The following is a 15371-nucleotide window of genomic DNA, read 5'->3' as shown; positions in this document are numbered from 1 at the left end:
GATGAAATAAGGAGTTTTTTCGCAATAGATTGCGAAAAAACTCCTTATTTATTTTTACGCCTTTTTCTCCTGTAGCATATACATAAGAAAAAGGAGGGATAAAGATGGGGATTGTTGAAACAGCTGAATGGTTACATTTATATTATGGACGGCCAGAAAAACTTTGTGAGAAATTTACGAAGTATATTCCGTTGCCAAAAGAAAGGTTGTATCGCTTTTTAATTTCAAAAGGGATGTATCGCCCGATCATGCGCGGAGAAAAGGAAATTAAAGAATTAGAAGAAAAGGAAATTTGGAAAGAATTGAGCCTGGAGTATGATAAACTGAAAAATTGGTTAAAAGGTCCAGATGTCCCTGTCTTTATTTTATTATCAGATTCCTATAATCAAACTGTACAAGAAGAGTATAACGGTAGGGCTGGATTATCTATGCGTCATGTTATTTTCTTATTCGTATGTGGGCGGAATTCGGTAGAAGAATTAAAAGTGTTATTGGCGCATGAATATCATCACATATGCAGGTTACATCAAATTGAGACGAAAGAAACAGAATATACATTACTTGATACGATGATTATGGAAGGGCTAGCGGAACAAGCAGTAACAGAAAGGTATACAGAAAAAAACAATGCACCGTGGACGGCGTATCTTTCAAAAGAAGAGGCTGTTTATTATTGGAAAAATGTTGTACATGAAAGAATAAGTATAAAACGAGGAACAAGGGAACATGACATCTTATTAAATGGCTTTCACTCTTATCCGAAGATGCTTGGCTATGCGCTTGGATTTCATATTGTCAAAGATTGTGTAACTTTGGAAGGAGAAGATACACTTTCTTTATTATCTATAGATGCAAAAGAAATATTGAATAAAGCAAATACATTTCATATATAAAAAAACAGGAATTCTATTTCCTGTTTTTTTAGTATTAATAGAAGAAAAAATAATAATTAGAATATATTTCCTCAAGTGGAATAAAGTTAAGCAAAAATGAACATAATGATTGGTACAAACAGTAGTGAAGTGAGGGGTAGTGAATGTTATATCTACATGATGTATGGGTAAATTGGTTTGAAGGTGAAGAAAATGGGTATAACGTTTGTCATTTTTACGAATGGCGGAAAGATGATACGATTGAGCTATTAGATCAAGTGCCATTATTAAAAGTAGATGCCACATTATATCATTACATCGAGAACGAATTGTTAGAGCTTCCGCAAAAAATGCTGGAAGACGTACATCATAAGGCTTATATTCGTAAAAATCATGAACGTTTGCAGCAAGAGTATTGCTTTGTTGTTACAGATGGGAAAGGCATTATTGCCATTGACACAATTGGTTACAATGTACCAATTCGCAAAAGTAGACTTATACCACGCCAAGAGCAGATGGTATATGAGATGGTAGAAAACGTACAAGCAGAAAAGTATGAGTTCCAAGTAGAAGAAACAGAAAAAGAACATCATATTTTATCACCATCGCCTTTCATTATGAATGGCTTGACTCGTAAAGAAAGACAGCTAAAACAATTATTATTTATGGCGTTAGATCAATTACATACAACGAAAAACACAGCAGAAATTCGCTATTGGTTCACAGAGTGGGATCCATCAGCATATGGAATGGTTCAACATATGGAATTTGAAGATATTTGGGCTAAGCTGTATGATGAAGCGAAAACAGGCTGGTCTGATAAGCACGAACAATTATGCGAGCGTCTCGTAAAAGGACAGCCATTTTTTGAAAAGTTATGGGAAATGGAAAATGAGCAAAAGGTAAATTAAAAAACCGCCAATTGGCGGTTTTTTAATTTTGTAGAAATCTAGTTCCAGCGGCAAGAATGTTCGGTGGCTTCGCGCCTTCACATTCTAAACGAGCCGCCTCCGCTTTTTGTAGAAATCCAGCTCCGGCAGCGAGCTCTTCGTGTCTAAGAACCTTCCGCATAAGAAGACAAAAAGCGTCTTCTATGCGAAAGAACCTTATCCAGTCAGAGCTGAACGAGCTGCCTCCGCTTTATATGTTACCTACGTTTTCTGCTTAGTCCCATTGCGTTTTCTACTTTGCGTAGTTGTTTGAATGCAACGCGGTTTGCTTTTTCTGCACCTTTGTCTAGGATTTCGTCTAGTTCTGGTGAGTTGATTAGTTCGTTATATTTGTCTTGGATTGGACGAATAGCTTCTACGACTACTTGCGCTAGGTCGCCTTTGAAGTCGCCGTATCCTTTTCCTTTGTACATTGCTTCGATTTCTTCAACTGTTTTTCCAGAGAATGAAGAGTAGATTGTTAATAAATTAGAGATACCAGGTTTGTTTTCCTTATCAAATTTCACAATACCTTCAGAGTCAGTTACAGCACTCTTAATTTTCTTTTCAATTGTTTTTGGCTCATCAAGCATACTAATCATTGATTTTGGATTCGGATCAGATTTACTCATTTTTTTCGTAGGCTCTGTTAATGACATAACGCGAGCTCCTACTTTTGGAATGCGAATTTCAGGCATTGTGAAGATTTCGCGGTAACGTTTGTTGAAACGCTCTGCTAAGTCACGTGTTAATTCGATATGTTGCTTTTGGTCATCACCAACCGGCACGATTTCAGTGTTGTAAAGTAAAATATCAGCAGCCATTAATGGTGGATACGTAAGTAATCCAGCTGGAACTGAATCTCTACCAGAAGCTTTATCTTTATATTGCGTCATACGTTCTAATTCTCCAACGTAAGCAACAGATTGCATGATCCATCCTAGTTGAGCGTGTGCTGGTACTTCTGATTGTACAAATAAAGTAGCTTTTTCAGGATCGATGCCGCATGCTACATAAAGTGCAGCAAGACTGCGGATGTTTTTACGAAGCCCGACGGGATCTTGAGGTACTGTAATCGCATGTTGGTTTACAATACAGAAATAACAGTCGTGTTCATTTTGAAGCTCTGTAAACTGCTTCATTGCTCCTAAATAGTTTCCAAGTGTAATCGTTCCACTTGGTTGAATACCAGAAAAGATAACTGACATAAGTAATTCCTCCTAAAATAGAATGCGTGATGTGGGGAAGAGAAGGCAAACAAAAAAGCCCATTCATCCCAAAAACTATAGGGACGAATGGACCGTGGTACCACCCTAATTATTTCACTACTGTGAAATCTCTCTAATCCATAATAACGTTTGGATATAACGCCAAAGCCTACTACTTTCGGTTCGGTTTGGTGCTCAAAAGCCCATTCCATACTGTACAATTACTTGTTCACACCAACCACAAGCTCTCTGAAATTGCCTCAATATGTACTCTTCTTTATCATCGCATACATATAAATTTATTTATTGTTACTTGAGCTCTTTTAATATGAAAGAACTAAAGTTTTATAACAAAATGTTTTGCTGATTATTATATCATATGGGATAGTGTTTGCAAACTACATCAAAATAGTAAAGCTAATGAGTGTCGAGAACAACCCAAGGAAGATACCTGTAATACAAATTGGATATGTCCATTTGAATGAATATGTTTTATAAATACGTTCTTTCTTATCTGTAGGTTCCTCGACTTCTTCAATTAAAGAGTCAATCTTTTTGTTCGTACCAAATACTCTTTGGAATGCGTAAATGGTTACATTGAAAAAACCATTTTGAAATATGTATAAAAAACCGCCGATAAGAATAAAAAACAGTGCAATATAAAACAAAATGTTGACAAAGTTCAACAAAAATTGAGATGAAATGAGGAATGCACCAATACTAGAAGCAATCATCGCTATAAAAATTAGTATACAAGTATGAAAAAAAACTTTATTCAAAATATTCCCCTCCGTCAAAATATTACTAGAATTATTATACTATAAAAGCTATAATAAGTACTAGGATTAATTTTTTGAAAATTATACGCAATTAAAGGTCTGATTTTAAGATGATGGTAGCAATGTTAATGTATCCCTTTACGAAAAATTAAAAATATAAATATTTTATTAAAAATTTTAACAAAAAAACAAAAAACTATATTCACAATTGTTATATTATATGTATAATGAAAATTGTAGAAACTTGGAGATTATTCTTTCAATTCTACTTTTTAACAAGTGAGGGTACAGGAAGTGCAATTAGGGGAGGCAACACAACATGAAGAAAAAGATACCGTTATTACTTGCATCAACTTTAACTGCAAGTATGTTGCTTAGCGCGTGTAGCTACCAAAAAGATGACGCAAAAGCAAAAGGGAAAGAGAACGCTACGAGTAGTAGTAACGGAAAACAGATTCTTAATTTAACAGAGTTATCTGAAATTCCGTCAATGGATGCATCATTGGCATCTGATTCTTCATCTTCTACAGCATTAAATAATACGATGGAAGGTTTATATCGTATTGGCAAAGATCAAAAGAGAATGCCTGGAGTTGCAGAAGATGTCGAAAAGCTAGATGATGGGAAGAAATACATATTTAAATTAAGAAAAGATGCGAAATGGTCGAATGGGGAACCTGTAACAGCTAAAGATTTTGTGTATTCATGGAAAAGAGCAGTAAATCCAGATACAAAAGCAACGTATTCGTACATTATGTTCGATATTAAAAATGCAGAGAAAATTCATAAAAAAGAATTACCTGCTGACCAATTAGGTGTAAAAGCGATTGATGATTATACATTAGAAGTAGAATTAGACAATCCCGTTCCTTACTTTATCGATTTAACAGTTTATCCAGTATTTTACCCACTAAATGAAAACTTTGTAAAAGCACAAGGGGATAAATTTGGTTTAGAGGCAAATACAACATTATATAACGGTCCATTCGTTATGAGTGATTGGAAACATGAACAAAGTTTCCAATTCAAGAAGAACCCTTCATATTGGGATAATAAAACGGTTAAAATCGAAGAAATCAACTTTAATATTGTAAAAAATACAGCAACTGATGTAAATTTATATGAGACAAACGCGATTGATCGAGCGGCTTTAACGTCTGAATTTGTTGATAAGTTTAGAAAAAGCCCAGAGTTCCAAACAAGAAAAGAAGCAGGGGTTGCTTACTTAAGATTTAACCAAAGTAATCAGTACTTAAGTAATAAAAACTTAAGAAAAGCAATTTCAATGTCCTTTGACCGTGATAACATTGCAAAAGTTATTTTAAATAACGGTGCAATTGGAGCTTACGGATTTGTTGGAAAAGATTTCGCTGAAGGTCCGAATAAAAAAGATTTCCGAGCTGAAAATGGAAAGCTAGTTGAAACAAATCCAAAAGAAGCGAAAAAACTTTGGGAAACAGCGAAGAAAGAGCTTGGAACTGATAAAATCGAACTAGAATTCTTAAACTTTGATAATGAAGATGCTAAAAAAGTTGGGGAATTCTTAAAAGGTGAGATGGAAAAGAACTTACCAGGTTTATCAATTAAAATTAAACAGCAACCATTCGCACAAAAAAATAAATTAGAAGATTCTCAGCAATATGATATTGCGTTTGGTATTTGGGGACCAGATTTCCCAGATCCAATCTCATATTTAGATATGTTTGTTACGAATGGTTCTCAAAATAAAACAGGGTATTCTAATCAGAAATATGATGAGTTAATCCTAAAAGCTAAAACAGATACAAAAGATTTACAAGCTCGCTGGGACAACCTTCTAGAAGTAGAGAAGATGTTAATTAAAGAGGATGCAGTTATCACTCCAATCTTCCAAAAAGGTTCAGCGTATGTAGTAAAAGGTGCCGTAAAAGATATTATCCCAATTAACTATGGTGGTAAATTAACTTACAAATGGGCATCTGTTGAACAAAAATAATCTTTTTTTCCATCGTTTACAAGGGTATATGCCTATGATGGGCATATGCTCTTATTTTAAAAAAATAAAAGTAAGAATATTTTAAACTATCTTATTGCTTTTGAGAAAAACGGGGAGGTGCTTGATATGGGACGTTATGTATTAAAACGTTTCGTGTACATGGCTTTGACATTATTTTTAATTACTACACTGACTTTCTTTTTGATGAAATTACTTCCGGGTTCTCCGCTTAAAAACCAGGAGAAGCTATCACCGGCACAAAAAGAAATCATTCTTGAAAAATACGGATTGAATGATCCGGTACCAGTTCAATACGCACGTTACTTAGGTAACCTAGCAAAAGGTGATTTAGGGGTATCATTCCAATATGATAACCGCCCAGTAACAGACATGATTGTGGATCGTATTGGACCATCAGCCCAATTAGGTTTACAAGCGATTATATTAGGAACATTTATCGGTTTAATTTTAGGTATTGTTGCCGCACTTCGTAATAATACGTGGGTAGATTATAGTGCAACAGTTATTTCGGTACTCGGAATGTCGGTACCATCATTCGTATTCGCCGCATTACTGCAATATTTCGTAGGGGTAAAACTTGGCTGGTTCCCAGTAGCATTCTGGAAAGGACCAGAGTTTACTGTAATGCCTACAATTGCATTATCGATGGGAGTTATCGCAACAATCGCACGTTTCTCTCGTGCAGAATTAATTGAAGTTATGCAAGCCGATTACATTTTAACAGCGAAAGCGAAAGGAATTAGCCAAGGCGTTATTATTGTCAAACATGCACTTCGTAATGCGTTAATTCCAGTTGTAACAATTTTAGGACCAATGGTTGCGGCATTAATTACAGGAACACTTGTTATCGAGCAAATTTATGCTGTACCAGGACTTGGGGAACAATTCGTTAAATCGATTACTTTAAATGACTATACAGTTATTATGGGAACTACGATTTTCTATAGTGCAATCTTCATTTTAGTTATTTTCATTGTCGATATTTTATACGGAATTATTGATCCTCGTATTCGTTTAGCGGGAGGGAAAAAATGATGAAAGATGTACAAAAATTATCTCCAGATTTATTTCAACAAGCCAATCAAAATAATGTTGATAATGAAGTCATTGCCCGTCCAAGCCTAACGTTTTGGCAAGATGTAAGAAGACGTTTATTCCAACATAAAGGTGCGATGCTTGGCCTTGTATTATTAGTTATCATTGCACTATTAGCGATTTTTGGACCGATGGTAAGTAAACACTCGTATAAAGAGCAAGATTTAGGTCGAGCGAAATTACCACCAAAAATTCCAGTTATTGAAAATGTTCATTGGTTACCATTTGACGGTACAGATCAATATGGTGTTGACCAATATGAAAAACGTGATATTAAAGAGTACTTCTGGTTTGGTACAGATGATCTTGGCCGTGACTTATGGACAAGAACATGGGAAGGTACACGCGTATCATTATATATCGCTCTTTTAGCAGCAGCAATTGACTTAGTAATTGGGGTTGCATACGGAGGTATTTCAGCATTCTACGGCGGTAGAGTAGATAACATTATGCAACGTATTATGGAGATTATTAACGGTATTCCATACTTAATCATCGTTATTTTAATGGTAATCATTATGGGATCTGGTATTTGGTCAATTACACTCGCGATGGCGATTACAGGTTGGATAGGGATGTCGCGTATTGTTCGTGGACAAATCTTAAAGTTAAAAAACCAAGAATATGTATTAGCATCTCGTACATTAGGTGCAACAAATACACAATTAATTGTGAAACATTTAATTCCAAACGTAATGGGACCTATTATCGTAATGACAATGTTTACAATTCCATCAGCGGTGTTTGGTGAAGCGTTCTTAAGTTTCATCGGTTTAGGAATTCAGCCGCCATTTGCGTCACTAGGTTCTCTTGTAAATGATGGTTATAAATCTATTCAAACGTATCCGCATATGATGTTCATCCCTGCGGTTGTCATCAGTATATTAATTTTAGCGTTTAACTTAATGGCAGACGGATTACGCGACGCGTTAGATCCAAAAATGCGTAAGTAAAAGAGGGGAGAGGCAAAGATGAAAACATTGTTAGAGGTAAAAGATTTACAAGTCTCCTTTGATACACATGCAGGTGAAGTACAAGCTGTACGCGGCGTTACTTTTGATTTGAAAAAAGGAGAAACATTGGCGATTGTAGGAGAATCTGGTTCAGGGAAATCAGTTACTTCTAAAGCGTTAATGGGATTAATTCCGAATCCTCCTGGACGCATTAAAAATGGTGAAATCGTATTTGAAGGTCGTGACTTAACGAAATTAACAGAAAAAGAAATGCAGCAAGTACGCGGTAAAGATATCGCGATGATTTTCCAAGATCCAATGACATCATTAAACCCAACGATGACAATTGGAAATCAAATTATGGAAGGTCTAATTAAACACCAAGGGATGAGTAAAGCAGATGCACGTAAAGTTGCTTTAGAATTAATTGACCTTGTAGGTATTCCAAATCCAGAAGCTCGTTTAAAACAATATCCTCACCAATTCTCAGGTGGTATGAGACAGCGTGTAGTTATTGCGATGGCGTTAGCTTGTAACCCGAAATTATTAATTGCCGATGAGCCGACAACAGCGCTAGACGTTACGATTCAGGCGCAAATTTTAGAACTTATGAAAGACATTCAGCAAAAAACAGAAGCAGCAATCATTTTCATTACGCATGACTTAGGTGTAGTAGCAAACGTTGCGGACCGAGTGGCAGTTATGTACGCTGGTAAAGTTGTTGAAATTGGAACTGTAGATGAAATTTTCTACAATCCGAAACATCCATATACTTGGGGTTTAATCGCATCTATGCCAAGTTTAGATGGTTCAGAAGAAGAGTTATATGCAATCCCTGGAACGCCTCCAGATTTATTGAAGCCGCCAAAGGGAGATGCTTTTGCACCACGTAACCCACAGGCACTGAAAATTGATTTTGAAATGGACCCACCTTTATTTAAAGTAAGTGATACGCACTATGCGGCAACTTGGTTACTTCACGAGCAAGCTCCAGAAGTAAAACCGCCAGCAGTCGTTGAAAAACGCATTCTTCAAATGAAAGCAGGTGAACAACATGACTAAACAACGTGAGAAATTAATTGAAGTAAAAAATGTAAAGCAGCACTTCGACGTGAGTGGTGGTGTTGTCAAAGCGGTTAATGATATTTCATTTGATATTTACCGCGGAGAAACATTTGGTCTTGTAGGAGAATCAGGTTGTGGTAAATCGACAACTGGAAGAACGATTATTCGTTTATATGATGCAACTGCTGGTGAAGTATTGTTCGATGGTGAAAACGTACATGGTAAGAAATCACGCGCAGAACTGAAGAAATTCAACCGTAAAATGCAAATGATTTTCCAAGATCCATACGCATCATTAAATCCTCGTATGACAGTAGGGGATATTATCGCAGAAGGTATTGATATTCACGGATTAGCGAAAAGTAAAAAAGAGCGCATGGACCGTGTTCATGAACTATTAAACACAGTTGGTTTAAATAAAGAGCACGCAAACCGTTTCCCACACGAATTCTCAGGTGGACAACGTCAGCGTATCGGTATCGCTCGAGCGCTTGCTGTAGACCCAGAATTTATCATTGCCGATGAGCCGATCTCAGCACTTGACGTATCGATTCAGGCGCAAGTTGTAAACTTACTGAAAAAGTTACAAAAAGAAAAAGGTTTAACATACTTATTCATCGCCCATGATTTATCAATGGTAAAATACATTAGTGATCGTATTGGTGTAATGTACCGTGGCCAAATCGTTGAGTTAACAACAAGTGATGAATTATATGCGAATCCAATTCATCCATATACGAAATCACTATTATCAGCGATTCCACTTCCAGATCCAGATTATGAGCGCAATCGTAAACGTATCGTATATGATCCATCACAGCATAATTATGGTAGTGAAGCACCAACAATGCGTGAAATTCGCCCGGGACATTTCGTACTATGTTCGGAAGCGGAGTACAAGAAATATAAAGAGATTTATCAATAAGAAAAAGAGCCATTCTTCTGTTATGGAAGGATGGCTCTTTTTCTACTATATAAAAGAATTGTATACATTTGTCGGTCAGTCGATATATTTAAAGAATCGCCGATATAAATCTCATGTATCATTAGTGATATCCATATGCAAAATTACTGAACTTGAACAGAAACATTCTCCTCTTGTTCTTCAGGTTTAACAAGTGCATAACGCTCCCATGCTCTACTTTTCCAGCGGAAGAACATAATAATGGCACGTGTCCATTCGTCGATGGCGATTGCTAGCCAAATACCAACGAGCCCCATATCTAAATGAAAGGCGAAAAAGTAACCTAGTGGTAAACTCATTAACACCATAGAGAATGCACCGATTAAAACAGGATATTTTGCATCACCAGCTGCACGAAGCGAATTAATGATGACGATATTCATCGTACGTCCCGTTTCAAGTAGTACACTTAGTAAAAGAACACTTGCGCCTAACCCGATAATGTACGGATTATCTGTAAACAGTCCCATTAATTGTGTACGGAATGTAATAACGAGAGCGACCATACATAAAGTTACACCAATCGCCCATTTTACACTTTTCCACAAGCGTTCGTATGCTTCATCTTTTTCGCCACCACCAACGAGGCGGCCAATAATAATGGCTGTTCCCATACCAATTGCAATAGCGAATAAATAAGTGAACATAGAAATGTTCGTAGCGTATTGTCTAGCCGCTAACGATTCCGTTCCTAAATATGTTGCATAGTATAAGAAGACAATTTGACAAGCTTGATACATAACTTGCTCAAAAGCAGATGGAATCCCGATTTTTAAAATTTTTCCGATATATTCTTTTGATAAGGTGAAATAATATTGTAATTTCACACGATATTCCATAACGCGGTATAGTAACCAGAAGAAAACAATAAGCGCTATAAGTCGGCTGACAGCAGAAGAAATGGCAGCCCCTTGTACACCGAGCTCAGGAAAACCAAATTTCCCGAAAATGAGTACGTAGTTTCCAGCGATATGAATCATATTCATTCCGAGTGAAATAAACATCGCTTGCTTTGTAAAACCGTGTACACGGATAATTGCGGCTAATGAGTTAATAATAGCTTGTAGGAAGATGGCTCCTCCGACGATAGATAAGTAGTTTTGCGCATACGTTAGTACATCGCCTTGTAAGTTCATTGCGAGCATCATATGTTTCGAAAATAAAAGAAAACCAGTGCTTATAACGAGCCCAACTATTAAATTTAATGTGACGGCTAATGCTGATATTTTAGATGCTTCCATAAAGCGTTTGGAACCGAGGTATTGAGATACGACGATAGCTGCGCCGTTCCCGATGACTTCTAGTACCAAAATAGCGATATGGAGGTATTGATTCGCTGCACCAACCCCAGATACAGCATCGTCTGATAATGCACTTAACATGAAAGTATCAGCGATCCCCATTAACATAAAAAGAAAAACTTCTAGAAAAATAGGCCATGTTAATAAGAATAAACTTAATTTCTCAGTAGGCCCGTTTTTTGCCTGAATTGCTGCCATGTCCGTCCCCTCTTTACCGATATCTATTTTTAGCAAAATGTATCGTAACATACTTTCTTAACCTTTGCACTCATTTTAGCCTACATATTTTTATTATGAAGAGAGTGCTATTTTATGATAAAAACAAAAGGATAATTATACATAAAGTATTATGAGATATAAAATTCATTTTTCTCTGATAATTTAGAAAAGTATAAAAAATATTGTTTTTAACACTTTAGTAAGAATAATCAGCAATATGAAACGTTTACAAAGATTTATTTTTTAACAGGAAATTTTAATGAAATAGAAATATAAATATACAAAAAATATATTTGTGTGTATAATATGAATTATTAGAACATATATATATTTCTTTCTGTTTGAAAATGAAAGGGCTAACATTTTTATGGAGGGTGGAAGTATGAAAAAAAAGATGCCAGTTTTTGTAGTATCAACAGTAGCAATGAGCATGATGTTAGGGGCATGTAGCTACCAAAAAGATGAACCGCAAGCGAACGCAAAAGGGGATAGCGGGAAAAGCGGTGCGAAGCAAGTTATTAACTTAATTGAAACGCAAGAAATTCCAACGATGGATCCAGCGTTATCAGCTGATGCAGTTTCTTCAAGAGTAATGGGTAATACGATGGAAGGCTTATACAGTTTAGGAAAAGATGATAAGCTAGTTCCTGGTGTAGCGAAGGAATTCCAAAAATCAGAAGATGGTAAAAAATATACATTTAAATTACGTGAAGACGCAAAATGGTCAAATGGTGATCCTGTGACGGCAAAAGATTTCGTATACGCATGGCAAAGAGCGATTAACCCAGATACAGCTGCGAAATCAGCGTACATTATGTATGATATAAAAAATGCAGAGAAAATTAATAAAAAAGAGATGAGTCCGGATCAATTAGGGGTAAAGGCGATTGATGATTATACATTAGAAGTGGAATTAGATAATTCAATTCCATACCTTGTAGATTTAATGGTATATCCAATCTTCTATCCTGTGAATGAAAAGTTTGTGAAAGAGCAAGGTACGAAGTTTGGTTTGGAAGCGAATACAACGCTTTATAACGGACCATTTACATTAAGTGATTGGCAACATGAACGTAGCTTTAAAATGACAAAGAGCGCGTCATATTGGGACAATAAAGAAGTGAAGATTGAAGAAGTAAACTTTAATATTGTAAAAGATACATCTACGCCAATTAACTTATATGAAACAAATGCAATTGATCGAGCGTCGTTATTAGCGGAGTTTATTGATAAATATAAAGGAAAACCAGATTTCCAAACAGTAGAAGATACATCTGTATTCTTCCTTCGTTTAAATCAAAAAGATCCAGCTTTAGCAAATAAAAATATTCGTAAAGCAATTTCACTTGCTTTTGACCGTAAGCCATTCGTGGATACATTATTAAATAACGGTTCTAAGCCAGCAACAGGATTAATTCCTGATAACTTCATTAAAGGACCAGATAAAAAAGATTTCCGTGCTGTAAACGGGGATATTGTAAAACCAAACGTGAAAGAAGCGAAGAAATATTGGGAAGCTGGTAAAAAAGAACTTGGTAAAAATGAAATCGAATTAGAATTATTAAATGAAGATGTAGAGTTATCAAAGAAAACTGGTGAATATTTAAAAGGTGAATTAGAAAAGAATTTACCAGGTTTAACAGTAAAAATTAAACAACAACCATTCGCACAAAAACTAAAATTAGAAGATGCGGGCGATTATGTCATGTCATTCTCTGGATGGAGTGCGGACTTCCCAGATCCAATTACATATCTTGATATGTTTGTAACAGATGGGTCACAAAATAAGATGAAGTACTCTAATCCAAAATACGATGAAATCATTATGAAGGCGAAAAAAGATGGAAGCGATGTAAATGCTCGTTGGAAGAACTTATTAGAAGCAGAAAAAATGTTACTTGATGATGCTGCGATCGTTCCAGTATATCAACGTGGTAGAGCATATTTACAAAGAGATTCAATTAAAAATATGTATAACCATAAATATGGCGGCGATTTAAGCTTTAAATGGGCGTCAGTAGAGAAATAAAAAAAAGCAGGTGATCGCCTGCTTTTTTTTTAATACGTTCGTTTCTTATAAATGCCTTTTCCGCCAACTTGGTTCCAGCCAGATTGTACATCCAAACTTTTGTTAACAAACTTCATTTTTTCTTTTCCACCAAAGAGCTTTTCGCCGATGCTATTTGTAATGACACCAATCAATGCTGTTATTCCGATGATGAGGGCAGCAACCGTAATAAAATCAATAAAAAAAGCAATCATTTGAAAACTCCCCCTTTGCCTGTCTGTATGTTTATTGTATGAGATAAAAAATGAAAAAGAAAGAAATGTCAGAAAAATATTTAATTTACTTTAGAAATCGTGTAGACAGGAGGGAGGATATTTGTTAAAATGAGAACAAACGTTCCTTTTTATTCTCATTTGTATAGTCTTACATTTCTTAATTGATTTATCAAGAAAAAGTAAGAAAACGTTCTCTTTTTCATAGGGAAGATTATAGATAAATAACTATATATTATATGAAAAATCTATGAGAAGTGAGTAGTAAAAGGATTGAAAGTTATTGTTAAAGTACAGCTGAAGTGAGCGTAATCATGTTACATAGCAGTGAAATGCACGGAAGAGTTTTCTCAACTAGCAGGAAATTTACTGTATATTTCTTGCAAAATCTATTGTATAATGATTATAGAAGTTACTTATTAAAAGTAATTGTTGTTTATTATAAGTTGTTGCTTACATGAAATGCGATTTTTGTACTTTTCAATAAGACAAGTTATCGCGAAAAATTGCTGAAGTTAGAAATTAAAACTGTATTTAGTACAGAATTTGTACTCTTTAAGGAGAGTGAGCTTTGTATGGTAACATTATATAGTTCTCCAAGCTGTACGTCTTGTAGAAAGGCGAAATTATGGCTAGAGGAAAATCATATTCCCTATACAGAACGTAATATTTTCTCAGATCCATTAACGATTGAGGAAATTAAAGAGATTTTACGTATGACAGAAAGCGGAACGGATGAGATTATTTCTACTCGTTCGAAAGTTTTCCAAGAATTGAATGTAAACTTAGAGTCTTTACCACTTCAAGATTTATATAAGATGATTCGTGACTATCCAGGGATTTTACGTCGTCCAATTATGATTGACGAGAAACGCCTTCAAGTTGGTTACAACGAAGACGAAATTCGTCGTTTCTTACCACGTACAGTAAGAACGTTCCAATTACGTGAAGCACAACGTCTTGTAAATTAATTATAATAATATGAAAACCTTCTACCTATTATATAGTAGAAGGTTTTTTTTAATGTTTCACATTGCGTAATCGAACTTGTTGTACGATAAAGCCGATGCATAAAATAGTGAAAATGAACAAATAAGGAATGCTTGTAGTGAAACTTGGATTGTTATGAAAAAAGGTTGCAAGTCTGTCTTCATGTGTAACCATTTTTCCTGCAGTATAGGCAAGAATCGCTGCACCGCAATAAATGAGGAATGGAAATCGTTCCATAAGTATTAAAATAAGTTTGCTGCCCCAAATAATAATCGGGATAGAAATGAGTAAGCCGATTATGACGAGTAAAAATCTCCCGTGAGCTGCACCTGCAATGGCAATAACATTATCAAACCCCATAACGAGATCCGCGAAAACAATTGTCCGCACAGCTTGAAATAAAGTTGTTTTTCCTTGAATAGAAGAAAGATCGTTGCTATTATCGGTTAATAAATTGACTGCAATTAATGTAAGTAAAACCCCGCCAATCAATTGTAGAAATGGAATGTCGAGTAAATAGACAGCTAGTATAGTAAGGATGATTCTTAGTACAATCGCTAAAAGAGTACCGATCAAAATAGCCTTATTTCGTTTCGATTCAGGTAAATTTCGGCTAGCTAGTGCGATGACGATTGCATTGTCACCACCTAATACAACATCGATACCGACAATCATTAGTACGGATGTTAAAAACTCTAAGTCCATTCGTCTGCCTCCATT

General features: G+C 35.5%; 15 protein-coding genes and 1 other annotated feature. Of the genes, 9 read left to right on the top strand and 6 right to left on the bottom strand.

Annotated features, from left to right (window positions below; translation table 11 throughout):
- Positions 1-104 precede the first annotated feature (104 nt).
- Complete coding sequence (locus BLT20_RS01935; RefSeq protein ID WP_000513272.1) at positions 105-893, top strand: DUF2268 domain-containing putative Zn-dependent protease; 789 nt, start codon at positions 105-107, stop codon at positions 891-893.
- A 143-nt stretch (positions 894-1036) separates the two neighbouring features.
- Complete coding sequence (locus BLT20_RS01930; RefSeq protein WP_000966127.1) at positions 1037-1783, top strand: YjbA family protein; 747 nt, start codon at positions 1037-1039, stop codon at positions 1781-1783.
- Between the two features lie 22 nt (positions 1784-1805).
- Here BLT20_RS01930 and BLT20_RS30725 read toward each other — a convergent pair whose 3' ends face one another.
- The 3 genes from BLT20_RS30725 to BLT20_RS01920 all read right to left on the bottom strand — a co-directional run bounded on the left by BLT20_RS30725 (position 1806) and on the right by BLT20_RS01920 (position 3788).
- Positions 1806-1943, bottom strand: coding sequence for a hypothetical protein (locus tag BLT20_RS30725; protein ID WP_001233403.1), 138 nt, complete (start codon positions 1941-1943; stop codon positions 1806-1808).
- 76 nt (positions 1944-2019) lie between these two features.
- A complete protein-coding gene (trpS, locus tag BLT20_RS01925; RefSeq protein WP_000110983.1) occupies positions 2020-3009 on the bottom strand; it encodes a tryptophan--tRNA ligase in 990 nt (329 codons plus the stop codon).
- Between the two features lie 76 nt (positions 3010-3085).
- Positions 3086-3302 (bottom strand) — a binding site (T-box leader).
- Between the two features lie 105 nt (positions 3303-3407).
- Positions 3408-3788 (bottom strand): DUF3899 domain-containing protein, encoded by a 381-nt coding sequence (locus BLT20_RS01920; protein ID WP_001044997.1) that lies wholly within the window; start codon positions 3786-3788, stop codon positions 3408-3410.
- 319 nt (positions 3789-4107) lie between these two features.
- On the opposite strand from BLT20_RS01920, the gene BLT20_RS01910 reads away from it, so the two are divergent.
- The 5 genes from BLT20_RS01910 (at position 4108) to BLT20_RS01890 (ending at position 9822) form a co-directional block, all read left to right on the top strand.
- Positions 4108-5763, top strand: a complete 1656-nt coding sequence (locus BLT20_RS01910) for a peptide ABC transporter substrate-binding protein (protein ID WP_000727217.1) — start codon at positions 4108-4110, stop codon at positions 5761-5763.
- Between the two features lie 126 nt (positions 5764-5889).
- A complete protein-coding gene (opp3b, locus tag BLT20_RS01905; protein ID WP_000534167.1) occupies positions 5890-6819 on the top strand; it encodes an oligopeptide ABC transporter permease in 930 nt (309 codons plus the stop codon).
- Entirely contained in the window at positions 6816-7832 is a 1017-nt protein-coding gene (opp3C, locus tag BLT20_RS01900) for an oligopeptide ABC transporter permease (protein WP_000974106.1), read from the top strand. The genes opp3b and opp3C overlap by 4 nt, the downstream gene beginning before the upstream one ends.
- An 18-nt stretch (positions 7833-7850) precedes the next feature.
- Positions 7851-8894, top strand: coding sequence for an ABC transporter ATP-binding protein (locus tag BLT20_RS01895; RefSeq protein ID WP_000854346.1), 1044 nt, complete (start codon positions 7851-7853; stop codon positions 8892-8894).
- Positions 8887-9822 carry an ABC transporter ATP-binding protein gene (locus BLT20_RS01890; protein WP_000166348.1) on the top strand — a complete coding sequence of 312 codons (936 nt, stop codon included), beginning with the start codon at positions 8887-8889 and terminating at the stop codon, positions 9820-9822. The genes BLT20_RS01895 and BLT20_RS01890 overlap by 8 nt, the downstream gene beginning before the upstream one ends.
- 143 nt (positions 9823-9965) lie before the next feature.
- Here the strand turns inward: BLT20_RS01890 and BLT20_RS01885 are convergent, their stop codons facing one another.
- Positions 9966-11411 (bottom strand): MATE family efflux transporter, encoded by a 1446-nt coding sequence (locus BLT20_RS01885; protein WP_002182545.1) that lies wholly within the window; start codon positions 11409-11411, stop codon positions 9966-9968.
- A gap of 352 nt (positions 11412-11763) precedes the next feature.
- Here BLT20_RS01885 and BLT20_RS01880 point away from each other — a divergent pair, with 352 nt between their 5' ends.
- Positions 11764-13410, top strand: coding sequence for a peptide ABC transporter substrate-binding protein (locus BLT20_RS01880; RefSeq protein ID WP_000728609.1), 1647 nt, complete (start codon positions 11764-11766; stop codon positions 13408-13410).
- Between the two features lie 29 nt (positions 13411-13439).
- On the opposite strand, the gene BLT20_RS01875 is transcribed toward BLT20_RS01880, so the two are convergent.
- Positions 13440-13643: a hypothetical protein gene (locus BLT20_RS01875; protein ID WP_000559971.1), complete on the bottom strand. Its 204-nt coding sequence runs from the start codon at positions 13641-13643 to the stop codon at positions 13440-13442.
- Positions 13644-14236: 593 nt separating this feature from the next.
- Between BLT20_RS01875 and spx the strand changes: the two genes are divergently transcribed.
- The gene (gene spx, locus BLT20_RS01865; RefSeq protein ID WP_000258267.1) at positions 14237-14632 is read left to right on the top strand and encodes a transcriptional regulator Spx; all 396 of its coding nucleotides are present in this window, start codon (positions 14237-14239) and stop codon (positions 14630-14632) included.
- A gap of 49 nt (positions 14633-14681) precedes the next feature.
- Here the strand turns inward: spx and BLT20_RS01860 are convergent, their stop codons facing one another.
- Positions 14682-15356 (bottom strand): TerC family protein, encoded by a 675-nt coding sequence (locus BLT20_RS01860; RefSeq protein ID WP_000362607.1) that lies wholly within the window; start codon positions 15354-15356, stop codon positions 14682-14684.
- Positions 15357-15371: the final 15 nt, after the last annotated feature.

Source organism: Bacillus sp. cl96 (assembly GCF_900100505.1).
In the GTDB taxonomy this organism is placed as follows: domain Bacteria; phylum Bacillota; class Bacilli; order Bacillales; family Bacillaceae_G; genus Bacillus_A; species Bacillus_A cereus.
This window is presented reverse-complemented; position numbering and strand designations above follow the sequence as displayed.